The sequence below is a fragment of the Pseudomonas rubra genome, from assembly GCF_028656935.1.
GTDB classification, from domain to species: Bacteria; Pseudomonadota; Gammaproteobacteria; order Pseudomonadales; family Pseudomonadaceae; genus Aquipseudomonas; species Aquipseudomonas rubra.
In genome coordinates this window covers 74,806-90,425 of the sequence record NZ_JAMDGZ010000022.1, presented here as the reverse complement: position 1 = coordinate 90,425, position 15,620 = coordinate 74,806, and the positions used below count along the sequence as shown (strand labels likewise).

The window sequence follows — 15,620 nt, the reverse complement described above, 5'->3', positions numbered from 1 at the left end:
CCGATGAGTCGCTGACCTTCTGTACCGAGGCCACCACCTGGCTGATCATGGCCTGCAGCTTGCTCAGGAAGGTGTTGAAGCCCTTGGCGATCGATCCCAGCTCGTCGGCGCGGTCGCTGCTCAGGCGCCGGGTCAGGTCGCCTTCGCCCTGGGCGATATCATCGAGCATTGCCACCATCTGCCGCAGAGGCCGGGCGATACCTTTGGCCAGCAACCAGATCACCAGCAGGCCCAGGGCGGCGATGCCCAGGCCGACCAGAGTCATGCCGGTGATGTCGGCGCGGCGCTGGGCGCCGAGGTCGTTCTGCAGTTTTTCCACATCCGCCATCACCGCGCTGATCGGCAGTTCCAGCAGCAGGGTCCAGCGGGCATCGGTATTGGCGATCTTGAATGGCAGGTACAGTTCGATGCGGCCAGCGGCCTGATCGACTTCGTAATGCAGGTTCTCACCTTTGAGTTGCGCCAGGGTGCCGGCGGCATTGGCGTCGAGGACGTCGCTGGCTTTCTCGCCGAACTTGCCCGGGTCTTTGGTGAAGGCCACCAGGCGGCCATTGCCGGACACCAGCGCCAGTTCGCCGGCACCGTTATACAGCTGGCGGTCGGCGTTGATGAGCATGTCCTGGATGAAGTTGACCGAGAGGTCGGCGCCGGCAATGCCCTGGAACGTGCCATCGATCATGATCGGTTCGACGAACGAGGCGAGCATTACCACCTTGTTGCCCACCTTGTAGGGTGCCGGGTCGATCACGCAGGCTTTCTTCGACTCCCGCGGGCACAGGTAGTACTCACTGGCGCGCACGCCAGTGGCGAGAAGGGTCTGGTCATTGACGTCGGCCAGCTTGTCCAGGCCCAGGCTGCCGTCTTCGTTGCGGAACCACCAGGGCAGAAAGCGCCCGGTGGCGCTGTCGATACCGGTGACCGAGGTACCGACGAAGCGCGCATCATCGTGGTCCAGGGCATTGCTTTCCCAGCCCAGGTAAGCGCCGAGGATCAGCGGGTTGGTCAGTGCGGTCTGCTTGAGCAGGGCGATCAGTTGTTGCCGTTCGATCTTGAGCAGGGCATTGCCGCTGGCGTCCTGCATGCCGAGCATGGCGTTGTTGGTGGCAAGGCCCCGGGCAATCAGTAACGGTGCTTCCAGGCCGCGCTGGATCTCGCTGACCTGGGTCTGCGCCAGGGCGCTCAGGCGCTGCTCGATCACAGCCTCGAACTGTTGCTGGGTGCGGGTCTGCACCAGCTCCTGGGTACGTTCGCCGGCGTACACGGCGTAGAGCACCAGGGCGGCAACAATGCTCAGGACAATGGCGCCAGCAAGGGCTGCGACGGAAAACTGGATCGACCGGAACTTCATGAGGGGGCTCCAAGCGCAAGGAAAGGCGTCTGCCTTGCCTTATCGGCCTGCTGCTGCGAAAGCATGAGCACCGTCTGGAGAAATCTTCGTCAGGGATATGGCGGGCTCAAGCGAGTCGGCCTAGGATACGCGGCATGTTCGAAGGGAGTGTTTTCATGCGTAAGTCATTTGTAATCGGTGCATTGAGCGCCAGCGTCCTGCTCGCTGGTTGCCAGGCGGTGAACACCACCAGCGGCGGCGCCGTGGGTGTCGAGCGTAAGCAATATATGTTCAGCATGCTGTCGACCGATGAGGTCAACCAGATGTACGCCCAGTCGTACCAGCAAACCTTGGGCGAGGCTTCGAGCAAGGGTGTACTCGACAAGACCAGCGCCAACGCCAAGCGTGTGCAAGCCATTGCCAACCGCCTGATCGCCCAGGCGCCGCAGTTCCGCCCGGATTCGGCGCAGTGGAACTGGGAAGTGAACCTGATCAAGAGCGACGAGCTCAATGCCAACTGCGGGCCGGGTGGCAAGATCTTCGTCTACAGCGGCCTGATCGAGCAGCTCAAGCTGACTGACGACGAACTCGCCGCGGTGATGGGCCATGAAATCGCCCATGCCCTGCGCGAGCATGGTCGTGAAGCGATGTCCAAGGCTTATGGCGTGCAGATGGCTCGCCAGGGCGCCGGGGCCTTGCTGGGCCTGGGCCAGGACAGCCTGGCCATTGCCGACACCGTGGTGCAGTACAGCCTGACCCTGCCCAACAGCCGCGCCAATGAAAACGAAGCCGACCTGATCGGCCTGGAACTGGCGGCACGCGCCGGCTACAACCCGAATGCCGCGATCAGCCTGTGGGACAAGATGGCCCAGGCCTCGGGCGGCTCGCAGCCGGAGTTCATGAGTACTCACCCGGCGTCGGCCAGCCGCCAGGCTTCGTTGCAGGCGGCGATTCCCAAGGTGATGCCGTTGTACGAGCAGGCTCGCAAGTAAGAATCGCGGGGCAAGCCCGCTCCCACAGAGGCCTCAGTGGGAGCGGACTTGCCCCGCGATTGCATTAGCCGATCCAGCCGCTGACCTGCATCGCCGAGTACACCGCCACCGCAGCCAGGACGAAGAACGCCGCCGATGCCAGGCGGCGAATCAGGGTCAACGGCAGTTTCTCGGCGGCGAAGTTGCCCGCCAGCACCACCGGCACGTTGGCAATCAACATGCCCAGGGTGGTGCCGATAATCACCATGATCAGGTGTGGGTACTGCGCCGCCAGCATCACCGTGGCGACCTGGGTCTTGTCGCCGATTTCGGCGATGAAGAACGCAATCAGGGTGGTCAGGAACGGGCCGAAGCGCCGCGCGGTGCTGGCGTCGTCGTCATCCATCTTGTCCGGAATCAGCGTCCACAGCGCCGTGGCGGCAAAGCTTGCGGCGAGAATCCAGTGCAGGGTGACGGCGCTGAAGAAGGTGCTGACCCAGGCCCCGACAGCGCCTGCAGCCGCATGGTTGGCCAGGGTCGCGGCGATGATGCCGGCAATGATCGGCCAGGGTTTGCGAAAGCGGGCGGCAAGGATCAGCGCGAGCAGTTGGGTCTTGTCGCCAATTTCGGCGAGGGCCACGATCGCGGTGGGGACGAGCAATGATTCCAGCATCAGGATTCCTACGGGGGCGGGTCGACACGGCTATGACACGTACAACCTTCCCGCCCCGGGTAAGGTGTGCGTGTCATAGGTCTTGTCAAACCCTGGGTCCGTCTGTGCGGACCGTGGGTCGCACGCGCCATGGTCTGTGGACCAAGTATGTTGACGCGTACCGGGCGAGCTGGGTGCTCGCGGGAGACTACTCCCCTAGGACGGAGCGGATTCTGCCTAGGCAAATCCGTTTCGGCAAGCGCTCTTTTTTAACCGCGTGTTGCCTGGTAGATGCGAAAGCCTTGCCCTTCGTCGCGGATCCGGCAATTGCCCAGCGCCTCTTCGATCAGCGGCTGATAGCGCAGGAAGCTGTTGGCCACCAGGCGCATTTCGCCACCTTTTTTCAGATGATCAGCTGATTTTCTCAGCAGATTTTCCGACGCCTGGTAGTTGGTGTGCACCCCGATATGAAACGGCGGGTTGCTCAGGATCACATCCAGCTCGCGCGGCGCGGCATCGATACCGTCGCCGCTGATCACTTCACCCTCAAGGCCATTGGCCGCCAGGGTCAGACGGCTGCTGGCCACGGCGAAGGCATCGACATCGAGCAGGGTGATGCGGCTTTGCGGATAACGCCGCTTGATAGCAGCCCCGAGCACACCAGCACCGCAACCAAAATCAAGCACATGGCCAACCGGCAACTGGTCGAGGTTTTCCAGCAGCAGCGCGCTGCCACGGTCCAGGCGGCCATGGCTGAATACACCCGGCAGGCTGACGATCTGCAGTGGGCCGTCAGCCAGTTGCAGTTCGAAATGCTCGGCCAGGCTTTCCAGTGGCTTGGCCTCAGGCGTGTGCTCTACCGTGACTTGCCACAGCTGGCAGTGGCGGGCGCTGTCGAGCTTGCGCGGTTTGCCGAAGGCATGCAGCTGTTTGGCGGCGCCTTCAATCCCGCCGCGCTTCTCGCCGACCAGATACAGCTCGCGGCCCGCCAGGCGTGAGGCCAGCGCGTTGAGCAGGTAGTTGGTAAGGTCACGGGACTTGGGCAAGAACAGCACGGCGCCCTCAAAGGCCTGGGTCGGTGCCTCTACCCCGTAGTGGCTGCGTCCGGCAAAACGTGCCTGGAGCGCCGCCTGGTCGCCCGCGTGCCAGCTCCAGCCATGGGCTGCCGCAAGCTTGCCGAGCAGGTCGTCGGCAGGCAAGCCGGCCAGCAACAGCGAGCCCTGGAAAAGATCAGCCTGACGAAGCAACACTTCACTGCGCGGGTCCATGGACGGCGACTCCTGAAAAAAGGGGCGCAGTTTACCAGAGCCGGGCCAGGCTTAGACCTGGCGGCGCGGGCTGCCGGCGAAAAACGCTTCGGCGTTCTCGCTCAACTGCTCGACGATGCGCTGCCGCGACTCGACCGCGCCCCAGGCGCTGTGCGGGGTGACGATCAGCCGCGGAATGTCCGCCGCCAGCAGCGGGTTGCCGTTGACCGGTGGTTCGACACTCAACACATCGGTGGCGGCGCCTCCCAGATGACCGGCGCGCAGGGCATCAGCCAGTGCCTGCTCGTCGATCAGCCCGCCGCGGGCGGTGTTGACCACGAACGCGCCAGGCTTGAGCAGGGCCAGTTCACGGGCACCCAGCAGGTTGCGGGTGTGTTCGTTGAGCGGGCAGTGTAGGGTCAGGGCGTCGACCTGCGGCAGTAATTCGTCCAGGGCCAGGCGGTCTTCGCGAGGCGGCCGGCCGGGCAACTGGCCGAGCAGCACGCGCATGCCGAAGGCTTCAGCCAGGCGCGCAACCGCGCCGCCCAATTCACCGTGTCCGAGCAGGCCGAGGGTCTTGCCCTCCAGCTCAACGATGGGGAAGTCCAACAGGCAGAACTGCTTGGCGTTGGCCCATTGCCCCTCGGCGACGGCCTTTTGGTAATCGCTCAGGCGCGTAGCCAGTGCCAGCAGCAGGGTCAGGGTGTGCTGCGCCACTGACGGGGTGCCGTAGCCCTGGCAGTTGCTGACCAGCACGCCCTGGGCGCGGGCCGCCTGCAGGTCGACATTGTTGGTGCCGGTGGCGGCCACCAGAATCAGCTTCAGCGAGGGGCAGGCTGCCAAGGTGGCGGCGTCGATCATGACCTTGTTGCTGATCGCCACGGTTGCGCCCTGCAGGCGCTCGGCGACCTGCCCGGGGGCGGTCGTCGGGTAGAGTTGCAGCTCATCGAAACAGGCCTTGAGGCGGCCCAGCGCCAGGTCACCCAGGTCCAGGGAACTATGGTCGAGAAACACGGCGCGACGGGGTGTGGGCATGGGGCGGCTCCAGTGAGGGCTCAAGCGTTGTAGGCAAAGCAGTCGTACTGGCTGTGCTCGAGGCTGATCTCCAGTTCGAGCAGGCCTTGATGTTGCAGTTGCAGTGCCTGGATCTGCGCCTGCACCTGGGCTTTCTTGCCAGCAATGGCCTGGCGGACCTTTTCTATCGGCAATCCGGCCTGCTCCTCAGCGACCAGGGTTTGCATCTCCTTGAGGCTGAAGCCGAGCTTTTGCGCGCACTTGATCAGGCTCAGCAGGGCGATGCTCTGCTGGTCATACAGGCGATAGCTGCCCTGGCGCCTGGGCGCCGGCAACAGGCCGATGCGCTCGTAGTGGCGAATGCTCTTGATGGTTGCCCCGGACAACTGCGCGGCTTTGCCGATGTACATCGAACGTCCTGTTAATACCGCCGAGCGAGCATGCGCGCCTGTTGCAGCCAGGCATCGCGTTGCTGCTGGGTCGAGCTGATGATGGGGCCAAACGTTAACGTCTTTTTCGCCTTGATTCCACAGAAGCCCAGGGTTGTGCGGCGTATCTGCTGCAGGGCCGGCATGCGATAGACCCAGCGGTAGTACCAGGGCGGCGTGTCCATGCTCACCAGCAGGTCGGCGCTGCGGCCCTTGAGCAACTGCGCGGGAAAGGGCGAACCTGTGCGGTACTGGAAGGCGAAGCCGGGCAGCAGGATGCGGTCGAGAAAGCCCTTGAGCAATGCCGGAATGCCGCCCCACCAGACCGGAAAAACCAGTACCAGGTGCTCGGCCCAATGGATCAACTGCTGGGCGTGCAGCAGGTCTGGCTCCAGGGCTTGGACCTGTTGGTAGCCGTCGCGCAGGATCGGGTCGAAAGCCAGCGTGCCCAGTTCCAGCAGGCAGACGTCGTGCCCCTGCTCGCGGGCGCTGGCGATGTAGCTGTTGCTTAATGCAGCGCAGAAGCTGCTGCTGGAGGGGTGGCCGAGCACCACCAGGATTCGCGTGCTCATTGAAGGCAGGTCCATGGTCAAATGTGCGCAGGCTAATGCTTGCCCCTAGGAGGAGAGTCAAGGCGCTTTTTTTGGGCTGCCGGAAGCACCTGTGGGAGCTGGCTTGCCAGCGATGGGGCCAGTATTGGCAACACAAAAGGTGGTGTCGGCGTTGCGAGCGCTTCGCGCTCGATCGCTGGCAAGCCAGCTCCCACAGGTATTGTTTCAAAGGTCTGCGAGGGCGTAGTGTGTTGCCCCCGTTTTGACCTTTTGGCGCAAGGAGCCCCCATGTACTGGGCCGAATTTCTGACTGTGGCGTTGATTCACCTGCTGGCGGTGGCCAGCCCCGGCCCCGACTTTGCCGTGGTGGTGCGCGAAAGTGTTACCCATGGCCGACGCGCTGGTACCTGGACCGCGTTTGGCGTCGGTACGGCGATTTTCCTGCATGTCGGTTATTCGCTGCTGGGGATCGGCCTGATCGTGTCGCAGTCGATCATGCTGTTCAATGCGCTGAAATGGCTGGCGGCCGCCTACCTGCTGTACATCGGCTTCAAGGCCCTGCGTGCCGGCCCTGCGGCGCCCGGCAGTGAGGCCGTGCAGGCTTCGACGGTCGAGCGTACGCCACGGGCGGCGTTCGTCGCAGGCTTCATGACCAACGGCCTGAACCCCAAGGCGACGTTGTTCTTCCTGTCGTTGTTCACCGTGGTCATCAACCCGCACACGCCTCTGGCAGTCCAGGCCGGTTACGGTGCGTACCTGGCCGTGGCGACCGGCCTGTGGTTCTGCCTGGTGGCAATGCTGTTCAGCCAGCAACGGGTGCGCGCAGCCTTCGCCCGCATGGGCCACTGGTTTGACCGCACCATGGGCGCGGTGCTGATTGCCCTGGGAGTGAAGATCGCTTTCACCGAAATGCATTGAAGCTTTAAAGCCACTTGTCCCTGCGCCGGGCAAATCATTCCTTTGGCTGATTTGGCCGCTGCGGTGGCGTTCTAGAGTAAGGCATGTCTTGCCCAGCCTGTGCACTCTAGAAAAGGGACTCCTATGTTGCAGACTCGCGTCATTCCTCCCGCCGAGGGCGCCTATCAGTTTCCGTTGTTGATCAAGCGCCTGCTGATGTCGGGCAGCCGCTACGAGAAAACCCGCGAAATCGTCTACCGCGACCAGTTGCGCTACAGCTACCTGACCCTCAACGAGCGTATCGCGCGGCTGGCCAATGTGCTCACTGCGGCAGGGGTCAAGGCCGGTGATACCGTGGCGGTGATGGACTGGGACAGCCATCGCTACCTCGAATGCATGTTCGCGATCCCGATGATTGGTGCGGTGGTGCACACCATCAACGTGCGCCTGTCGCCGGAGCAGATCCTCTACACCATGAACCACGCTGACGACCGCTTCGTGCTGGTCAACAGCGATTTTGTCGGCCTTTACCAGGCTATCGCCGGGCAATTGACCACGGTGGAGAAAACCCTGCTGCTGACCGATGGCGAGGAGAAAACCGCCGATCTGCCTAACCTGGTCGGTGAATACGAGCAACTGCTGGCGGCGGCAAGCCCAGTGTATGACTTCCCCGATTTCGATGAGAACTCGGTGGCCACCACCTTCTACACCACCGGTACCACCGGCAACCCCAAGGGCGTGTATTTCACCCATCGGCAACTGGTGCTGCACACCCTGGCGACGACCTCGGTCATCGGCAGTATCGACAGCGTCCGCCTGCTTGGCAGCAATGATGTGTACATGCCCATCACCCCGATGTTCCACGTTCACGCCTGGGGTATCCCCTACGTGGCGACCATGCTCGGGATCAAGCAGGTCTACCCGGGGCGTTACGAGCCGGAGATGCTCTGTGAGCTGTGGCGCAAGGAAAAAGTGACCTTCTCGCACTGCGTGCCGACCATCCTGCAGATGCTGCTCAACGCCAAAGGCGCCCAGCAGCAGGACTTCGGTGGCTGGAAGATCATCATTGGTGGCAGTTCGCTGAACCGTGCTTTGTATGAGGCGGCCAAGGCTCGCGGCATTCAGTTGACCGCCGCCTATGGTATGTCCGAAACCTGCCCGCTGGTGGCCTGCGCTCACCTCAACGACGAGCTGCTGGCCGGCAGCGAAGACGAATGCATCACCTACCGGATCAAGGCCGGTGTGCCGGTGCCACTGGTGGAAGCGGCAACCGTCGACGGTAATGGCAACTTCCTTCCCGCCGATGGCGAGACCCAGGGCGAGCTGGTGTTGCGCGCACCCTGGCTGAGCATGGGCTACTTCCGCGAGCCCGAGAAGGGCGCCGAGCTCTGGCAGGGAGGCTGGCTGCACACCGGTGACGTGGCGACCCTCGACAGCATGGGCATAATCGACATTCGCGACCGCATCAAGGACGTGATCAAGACCGGTGGCGAATGGATTTCGTCACTGGAGCTCGAAGACCTGATCAGCCGCCATCCGGCAATCCGTGAAGTGGCCGTGGTCGGCGTCGCCGATCCACAGTGGGGCGAGCGGCCGTTTGCCCTGCTGGTGATCCATGACGGTCAGAGCATCGATGCCAAGGGCCTCAAGGAACACCTCAAGCCGTTTGTGGAGCTGGGGCACATCAACAAGTGGGCGATCCCCACCCAGATCGCCCTTGTTACTGAAATTCCCAAGACCAGTGTCGGCAAGCTCGACAAGAAGCGCATCCGCCTGGACATCAGCCAGTGGCAAGCCAGTAACAGCACCTTCCTGTCGACCCTGTAATACCTCACGGGTCGTGTCCAATCGGGCGCGACCCGCACGCCAGACGCTTGGCCGCCTTGTCAATTTGCCAAATTCAGCCATTCTTCCCCAGCCAGCGAAGTGGCCTGTCGTTATAGCCCACCGCAGAGAGGTTGGGATGCAAATCACACTTTAGAGGGATCAAGCAGTTCAACCTGCTGGCTATAGTCGGTTCAGGGGATTTTCAGGAACGGGGGATCGCACATGCATGTGCCCAGCCACTCGCTCGACCATCAGGTGCGCTCACACCGGTTGACGATGCGTTTCTGCAAAGGACTCACTGCCATAAAAATAAAGTACATGGAGTAGCGTCGATGACATCAGCAAATCTGTTCTGGCGCCGGGCAAAACTGCCGCTGGCCGTCAGCCTCGCTTCTACGCTCGCCGGTCCTGCATTCGGCGTCAGTTTCAATATCGGGGAGATCGAAGGCTCGTTCGACTCGTCGCTGTCGGTGGGGGCGAGCTGGTCGACAGCCAAGCCGAACAGGGACCTGATCGGTGTCAACAACGGCGGCAAGGGCCTGTCGCAAACCTCCGATGACGGCCACCTGAACTTCAAGCGCGGTGAGACCTTCTCGAAGATCTTCAAGGGCATCCATGACCTGGAGCTCAAGTACGGCGATACCGGGGTATTCGTCCGTGGCAAGTACTGGTATGACTTTGAACTCAAGGATGAGCATCGCGAGTTCAAGGACATCAGCGACACCAACCGCAAAGAGGGTGCCAAGTCGTCCGGCGGGCAAATTCTCGACGCCTTCGTTTACCACAACTACTCGATCGCTGATCATCCGGGTTCGGTGCGCCTGGGCAAGCAGGTGGTCAGCTGGGGTGAAAGTACCTTTATCGGTGGCGGCATCAACTCGATCAACCCGATCGACGTGGCCGCGTTCCGCCGGCCTGGCGCCGAGGTCAAGGAAGGCCTGATCCCGGTCAACATGTTCTACGTCTCGCAGAGCCTGACCGACAACCTCTCGGCCGAAGCCTTCTACCAGATCGAGTGGGACCAGACCGTCGTCGACAACTGCGGCACCTTCTTCTCCCAGCCGGACATCATTGCCGACGGCTGTACCGACAACCTGCGCGTGCTCAACAGCAGCCGTACGGTACCGGGTGCTGCCCGACAGTTCCTCGCTACCCGCGGGGTGGACATCAACGAAGAAGGCGTGATGGTCCGTCGCGGTCCGGACCGTGATGCCCGCGACAGTGGTCAGTTCGGTGTTGCCATGCGCTACATGTTCGAGCCGCTGGACACCGAGTTCGGTGCCTACTTCATGAACTACCACAGCCGTGCGCCGATCTTCAGCGCCACGGGCGCCGCACCGTCGGTGTATGCCGGCCTGGCCGGGCTACCAGCCAACCTGCGGCCACTGGCGCCGCTGATTGTTGCCGGTAACTCGAAGTACTTCGTCGAGTACCCCGAAGACATCCGCCTGTACGGCTTGAGCTTCTCCACCACCTTGCCCACCGGCACGGCCTGGAGCGGTGAAATCAGCTACCGGCCGAACGCGCCGGTGCAGTTGAACACCACCGACATCCTGTTTGCCGGTGTGCGTCCGATCGGTGGGACGCTGGCCAACGCTTCGCTGCTCAATGGCGTGCCGGGCCAGGACCTGCACGGTTATACCCGCAAGGAAATCACCCAGTTCCAGACCACCTTCACGCACTTCTTCGATCAGGTCATGGGCGCCAGCCGTCTGACCCTGGTCGGTGAAGTGGGCGTGACCCATGTCGGCGGCCTGGAAAGCTCGAGCAAGATGCGCTACGGCCGCGACCCGGTCTACGGCCCTGGCCCGCTGCCGGCTACCGGTGGTGCCAACACCTGTTCGCAGATTCTCAATGCCGGGACCATTGCCGGTGCCGGGCCTGGCACCTCGACGGCCAACCTCAACCGCAAGTGCGAAAACGACGGTTACACCACCAGCACCGCCTGGGGCTACCGTGGCCGAGCGATCTGGGACTACAACGACGTGTTCGCCGGGGTCAACCTCAAGCCGAACATCGCCTGGTCTCATGACGTCTCCGGTTACTCGCCTGGCCCTGGCGCCAACTTCGAAGAAGGGCGCAAGGCGATCAGCCTGGGCGTGGATGCCGAGTACCAGAACACCTACACCACCAGCCTGTCGTACACCAACTTCTTCGACGGCAAGTACACCACCGTGGATGACCGCGATTTCATCGCACTCAGCTTCGGCGTGAACTTCTAAGAACACGGATTCAGGACGACCATAAAGATGAAAACCACCAAGACTCTGTTGCAAGCCGGTTTGTTGGGCCTGTCGTTGTTGGCAACCGGCGTCATGGCGGCGGTGTCCGCCGACGAGGCAGCCAAGCTGGGCGCAAGCCTCACCCCCATGGGCGCGGAAAAGGCCGGCAACGCTGATGGCTCGATCAGCGCCTGGCAGCCGCTCAGCAAGACTGCCGGCACTGTCGACGCCAAGGGTTTCCTCTCCAACCCTTACGGTAGTGAGCAGCCCAAGTTCACCATCACTGCGCAGAACGTCGACCAGTACAAGGACAAACTGACCCCAGGTCAGGTCGCCATGTTCAAGCGCTACCCGGACACCTTCAAGATCCCGGTGTACCCGACCCACCGCGGGGCCACTGTGCCGGATGATGTATTTGCCGCGATCAAGCAAAACGCCACCAAGACCAACCTGGTTGCCGGCGGCAACGGACTGGAAAACTTTACCACTGCAGTACCGTTCCCGATTCCCAAGAGCGGTGTCGAAGTCATCTGGAACCACATCACCCGCTATCGCGGCGGTAGTGTGACCCGCCTGGTGACCCAGGCTACGCCGCAAACCAACGGCTCCTACAGCCTGGTGTACTTCCAGGACCAGTTCGTCTTTCGTGACAAAATGAAGGACTTCGATCCGGCCAACCCGGGCAACGTGCTGTTCTACTTCAAGCAGGAGGTCACCGCGCCGGCGCGTCTGGCCGGTACCGTGCTGTTGGTCCACGAGACCCTCGACCAGGTCAAGGAACCGCGCAAGGCGTGGGTCTACAACGCCGGTCAGCGCCGGGTGCGCCAGGCACCGCAGGTGTCCTACGATGGTCCGGGTACCGCTGCCGATGGCCTGCGCACGTCCGACAACCTGGACATGTTCAACGGTGCGCCGGACCGTTACGACTGGAAGCTGGAAGGCAAGAAAGAGATGTACATTGCCTCCAACAGCTACAAGCTCGACGACCCCAAGCTCAAGTACAGCGACATCATCAAGGCTGGGCACATCAACCAGGACCTGAGCCGTTATGAACTGCGCCGGGTCTGGCACGTGGTCGCGACTCTCAAGCCTGGTCAGCGTCATATCTACGCCAAGCGTGACTTCTACATTGACGAAGACACCTGGCAGGCTGCGGTGATCGACCAGTACGATGGTCGCAACCAACTGTGGCGCGTTTCCGAGGCCCACTCCCAGGACTACTACAACGTCCAGGTGCCGTGGTACACCCTGGAAGCCATCTATGACCTGCAGTCGGGTCGTTACCTGGCCCTGGGCATGAAGAACGAGGAAAAGAAAGCCTACGACTTCGGCTTCACTGCCTCCAAGGCTGAGTTCCAGCCTGCAGCGCTTCGCCAGGCAGGTGTGCGCTAAGTTTCAACCCTCCGTGTGATCTCCCAGAACGCCCCGGCTTGCCGGGGCGTTTCTGTTTGCCTGCCCTGATCGGCTCAGGGTTGTCTTTTTTTGTTGTAGTCTTTTTTCTGCAAAGCGAAGCAATCATCTTCAAATGTGCGGGTTAACCCGCTAGTCTGCCCTGATCCGTACTGCCGACGATTCTCTAACTAAAACGAGCCGGCCATGACTGATCTGTCCCGTACGCAAGGGTTCGCCAGCCAGGCCATGAGCATCCTGGAGGGTCGCTTCTTTCGCCCGCCATTGCCCGAAGGCCATGTGCCACGGGCGCGGTTGTGCCAGCGTTTGCACGCGGGGCTCGGTGGCCGCCTGTTGCTGGTCAACGCACCGGCGGGGTTCGGCAAGAGTTCGTTGGCGGTGGAGTTCTGCCAGGGCTTACCCAGCCACTGGAGCAGCCTGTGGCTGGGGCTGAGTCGGCGCGACAACGATCCCGGACGTTTCCTTGAGCGCCTGCTTGAAGGCATGCAGCAGTATTGCCCGGCGCTTGGCGGCCAGGCCCTGGGCCTGCTGAAAATGCGCCAACGGCACCAGCCCTTCGCTTTCGAAGAGTGGCTCGACGGCCTGCTCGACGAGCTGGCTCGCCACCTGCAACCGCATAATCCCTTGCTGCTGGTGCTCGATGACTACCATCTGGCCCAAGGCCCGGTACTCGATCGTTGCCTGCAGTTCTTCCTCAATCATCTGCCGCCGGGCCTGGTGCTGCTGGTCACCAGCCGTCAACGGCCGGACTGGCACCTTGCGCGTTTACGCCTGTCACACCAGTTGCTCGAACTCAGTGAGCAGGATCTGCGCCTGACCACGGATGAATCCCTGGCCGTGCTTGGCCGGCATCCCACGGTGTTGCGTGGCCAGGCGCTGGACAACCTGATCCAGCGCAGTGATGGCTGGGTCGCCGGTTTGCGATTCTGGTTGCTGGCGGCCCATGAAGCGGGCGTCGACAGCGCCTTGCCCCAGGCCTTGCACGGCGGCGAGGGGCTGATTCGCGATTACCTGCTTGAAGAGGTGATCGACATGCTGCCGGCCGAAGTGCAGGGCTTTCTTTACGACACGGCCTGCCAGGAGCGTTTTTGCGCCGAGCTCTGCGATGCCTTGCGCGAAAGCCATGACGGCGCCGAGATCCTGCGCTACCTGCAGGCCCACCAGGTGTTCCTGGTGCCGCTGGACGAACACGGGCGCTGGTTCCGCTACCATCATCTGTTCTCCGACCTGCTGCGCACGCGCCAGGCCAGCCTGCCGCTGTCGAGCCTGCATCTGCGCGCCTGTCGCTGGTTCCATGGCCAGGGCCTGCTCGATGAAGCAGTCGAACAGGCTTTGCGCGCCGGGCACCTGGACGTGGCGGCCAACCTGGTGCAGAACTTGTCCGAAGAGCAACTGCTGGCCGAGCAGAACGTCGGCATGTTGTTGCGCTGGAAGATGGACCTGCCCGACAGCCTGCTGATCAGTACGCCACGGCTGATCGTGCTGTACAGCTGGGCGTTGGGCCTGGCTGGGCAACTGGATGCCGCCGAAGACCTCGCCAGCCATTTGAGCCGCTTCCTGCCAGCGCCTTCGGCGACCGCGCAAAAATCCATGCTGGCCCAGTGGCTGGCCTTGAGCGGTGTCATCGCCCGCGGTCGCGGTGATCGCCGGCGCACGTTCGAATACTGTTCCCAAGCCATTCAAAGCCTGCCGTTCAAACGCTACGGGCAGCGCCTGGTGTGCCTCTCGACCTTGTCCAACCTGGCGATTGCCGATGCCGATTTCTGGCGTGCCCGTGGCTGGAACCGCGAGGCTCTGGAGTTGGCTCAGCGGGTAGGCAATCCGTTGTTCGAAGCCCTGGCCCACTACGACCGGGCGCGGGTGCTGCATGCCCGTGGCGAGGTACTGCGCGCCCTGGACGAAGTGCGCCAGGGGCTGCAGCGCTTGCAGGGTTTATCGGCGCAACGGCTGTATGCGGCGCGGGCGCGGCTGACCTTGTACGAAGGGTTCCTGCTGGTGGCGCGCCTGCAACCGGAGGCCGGGCGCAGCCGCCTGCGCGCCGGGTTGATCGAGGCGCGTGCCTGCCGCGATATCAGCGTACTGATCGGCCATTGCGTGATCGCTTCGCTGGAGGGGCGCGAGGGGCGCTTTGCCGAAGCGTTTGCGGAACTGGCAGAAGCCGAACGGTTGATGCATATCTGGGACGTGCCGCCGATTTTCTATCTGGCGATGATCACCCTGGTCAAATGCGAACTGTGGCTGGCGCAGGGCCGTACTGACCTGGCCGAATCCTGGTTGCTGCGCCTGGGCCAGACCTACGGCGGCGAGCAGGCGGCCGCGGCGCCTGAGTTCCATCCGCTGCTGCCTCTGCATATCGAACTGCAGCAGGCCTTGCTGGAGCGTACCCAGGGCCGTCTGGAGCAGGCTGGGAGGCGCTTGCAGGCATTGTACGAGCGTGGTCAGGGCAACGGTGGGCAGATGCTTTGTGTCACCGCGCTGTGCCAGTGGATAAGTCTGTTACTGGCCAGCAATCACCAAGCCCAGGCCCGCGATTTGCTGGTGCTGGCCTTGGAGTCGGCCCGCGGTGGCGCGCTGCAACCTTTCCAGCGCTTGCTGCAGGACCATCCGCAGTGGCTGCGTGAGCAACTGTGCCTGCAGCCCCAGGGCCCGGCACAAAGTAGCCTATTGGGCCTGCTTCCGCTGCTTGAGACGGAACCACCCGCTGGCGGTAGCGAGGCCTTGAGCGCCCGGGAAATGGCCGTGCTGGAGCTGATTGCCCAAGGTTGCTCGAACCAGGAAATCAGCGAGCGGTTGTTTATCTCGTTGCACACGGTGAAAACCCACGCCAGCCATATCAACAGCAAGCTTGGCGTCGAGCGCCGCACCCAGGCAGTGGCCCGGGCCCAAGCCTTGGGGCTGCTGAGCTAAGCGCCAGGCAGACTGCGGTAATCTGGTACGTACGTCCCGCTAATAGGCGCTGCGCGCGCCTCAAGCTATCGCCGTGTGCGGCCGATACTCTGCGAGTGCGGCCCGATTCATCGTCGCCGCGATTTTACCCGCGAAGCCGAGCCTGTCCGTGAAAGTGTCTCTGCGTC

11 protein-coding genes, 1 pseudogene and 1 riboswitch are annotated in these 15,620 nt (G+C 62.7%); of the genes and pseudogenes, 6 read left to right on the top strand and 6 right to left on the bottom strand.

Annotation, left to right across the window (positions count from 1 at the left end; all coding sequences use genetic code 11):
* Positions 1-61: 61 nt before the first annotated feature.
* A pseudogene (locus tag M5G17_RS27650) lies at positions 62-265 on the bottom strand (HAMP domain-containing protein); the annotation flags it as partial.
* A 1,238-nt stretch (positions 266-1,503) separates the two neighbouring features.
* Here M5G17_RS27650 and M5G17_RS11970 point away from each other — a divergent pair.
* Positions 1,504-2,319 (top strand): M48 family metallopeptidase, encoded by an 816-nt coding sequence (locus M5G17_RS11970; protein ID WP_273893126.1) that lies wholly within the window; start codon positions 1,504-1,506, stop codon positions 2,317-2,319.
* Positions 2,320-2,383: 64 nt separating this feature from the next.
* Here the strand turns inward: M5G17_RS11970 and M5G17_RS11965 are convergent, their stop codons facing one another.
* The 5 genes from M5G17_RS11965 to M5G17_RS11945 form a co-directional block, all read right to left on the bottom strand.
* Positions 2,384-2,971, bottom strand: a complete 588-nt coding sequence (locus M5G17_RS11965) for a TMEM165/GDT1 family protein (RefSeq protein WP_273893125.1) — start codon at positions 2,969-2,971, stop codon at positions 2,384-2,386.
* 87 nt (positions 2,972-3,058) lie between these two features.
* Positions 3,059-3,180: riboswitch (yybP-ykoY riboswitch) on the bottom strand.
* A 39-nt stretch (positions 3,181-3,219) separates the two neighbouring features.
* Positions 3,220-4,218, bottom strand: coding sequence for a class I SAM-dependent methyltransferase (locus M5G17_RS11960; RefSeq protein WP_273893124.1), 999 nt, complete (start codon positions 4,216-4,218; stop codon positions 3,220-3,222).
* Between the two features lie 51 nt (positions 4,219-4,269).
* On the bottom strand, positions 4,270-5,232 hold the full coding sequence (locus M5G17_RS11955) for a 2-hydroxyacid dehydrogenase (protein ID WP_273893123.1): 963 nt from the start codon (positions 5,230-5,232) through the stop codon (positions 4,270-4,272).
* 20 nt (positions 5,233-5,252) lie between these two features.
* Positions 5,253-5,621: a MerR family transcriptional regulator gene (locus M5G17_RS11950; RefSeq protein ID WP_273893122.1), complete on the bottom strand. Its 369-nt coding sequence runs from the start codon at positions 5,619-5,621 to the stop codon at positions 5,253-5,255.
* A gap of 11 nt (positions 5,622-5,632) precedes the next feature.
* Complete coding sequence (locus tag M5G17_RS11945) at positions 5,633-6,211, bottom strand: NAD(P)H-dependent oxidoreductase (RefSeq protein WP_273893121.1); 579 nt, start codon at positions 6,209-6,211, stop codon at positions 5,633-5,635.
* A gap of 267 nt (positions 6,212-6,478) precedes the next feature.
* Here M5G17_RS11945 and M5G17_RS11940 point away from each other — a divergent pair, with 267 nt between their 5' ends.
* The 5 genes from M5G17_RS11940 (at position 6,479) to M5G17_RS11920 (ending at position 15,453) form a co-directional block, all read left to right on the top strand.
* Entirely contained in the window at positions 6,479-7,108 is a 630-nt protein-coding gene (locus M5G17_RS11940) for a LysE family transporter (RefSeq protein WP_273893120.1), read from the top strand.
* Positions 7,109-7,231: 123 nt separating this feature from the next.
* Positions 7,232-8,914 (top strand): fatty acid--CoA ligase, encoded by a 1,683-nt coding sequence (locus M5G17_RS11935; RefSeq protein WP_273893119.1) that lies wholly within the window; start codon positions 7,232-7,234, stop codon positions 8,912-8,914.
* A 332-nt stretch (positions 8,915-9,246) separates the two neighbouring features.
* Entirely contained in the window at positions 9,247-11,136 is a 1,890-nt protein-coding gene (locus tag M5G17_RS11930) for a DUF1302 domain-containing protein (RefSeq protein ID WP_273893118.1), read from the top strand.
* Between the two features lie 27 nt (positions 11,137-11,163).
* Positions 11,164-12,528: a DUF1329 domain-containing protein gene (locus tag M5G17_RS11925; RefSeq protein ID WP_273893117.1), complete on the top strand. Its 1,365-nt coding sequence runs from the start codon at positions 11,164-11,166 to the stop codon at positions 12,526-12,528.
* A gap of 204 nt (positions 12,529-12,732) precedes the next feature.
* Positions 12,733-15,453 carry a winged helix-turn-helix domain-containing protein gene (locus tag M5G17_RS11920; RefSeq protein WP_273893116.1) on the top strand — a complete coding sequence of 907 codons (2,721 nt, stop codon included), beginning with the start codon at positions 12,733-12,735 and terminating at the stop codon, positions 15,451-15,453.
* The last annotated feature ends 167 nt before the right edge of the window (positions 15,454-15,620 follow it).